Here is a 673-nt window from a genome sequence, read left to right on the forward strand (position 1 = left end):
GCGAGCTGCGGATCTCCTATTCATCCAGCCCGAGTCTCTTGCGCAGGTCGGCATTTTCCGTGCGCAGTTTTTCCGCCAGAAGCTTACGGAGCCTCTGGTTTTCCTTTTCGAGTTGAACGAGGTCGGCGAACTCATCGCCCGGCGACACCGGCATGTCCGCCTTCTGAGCAACAGGCTTTGCGGCTCGTTTCCACTGATAGTAAGTTTGCTCCGATATGCCGGCGCGCTTGATGGCGTCCTTGAGCGTGCTCTTATGTTGGGCGACTTCCGTCTCGATCAGCTTGAGCTTCTCGATCTTTTCCTGTTCGCTATGCTTTCTCGGTTTATCGGCCGTCGCGCTTGAATCCCGAACCTGTTCGGCAGTCGCTTTTTGACGCCGTGGCGACCGCTGTTTCTGTGTTTTCATTTCGCCAGCCGCTTCAGACGCGGCAACTGCTCCCGTGTTACTCTCGTCAGCCACTGTAACTTCCTCCCTTAGCCAACCCAATGGTTGGGCCCAATAATCTACAGAGTCAACGCAACCGTCAAACCCCGGATTCACGTATGTTGATCTTCTTCTTCTGCTACGCCAACGTTCATCAAGGTATCGCGCAGGAAGCTGCTGACCAGCAACGTCTTCACCGACGGCGCCGACCGCACTTCAGGACGCACGAAGGACGCTGTGGGGCTCTAA

At 56.0% G+C, this 673-nt stretch carries 1 protein-coding gene; it reads right to left on the reverse strand.

From position 1 onward, the window contains the following. Positions 1–16: 16 nt before the first annotated feature. Positions 17–460 carry a transposase gene (locus QN219_RS33765; protein WP_284004760.1) on the reverse strand — a complete coding sequence of 148 codons (444 nt, stop codon included), beginning with the start codon at positions 458–460 and terminating at the stop codon, positions 17–19. Positions 461–673 lie beyond the last annotated feature (213 nt).

The organism is Sinorhizobium sp. 8-89, from assembly GCF_030124325.1.
GTDB lineage: Bacteria > Pseudomonadota > Alphaproteobacteria > Rhizobiales > Rhizobiaceae > Sinorhizobium.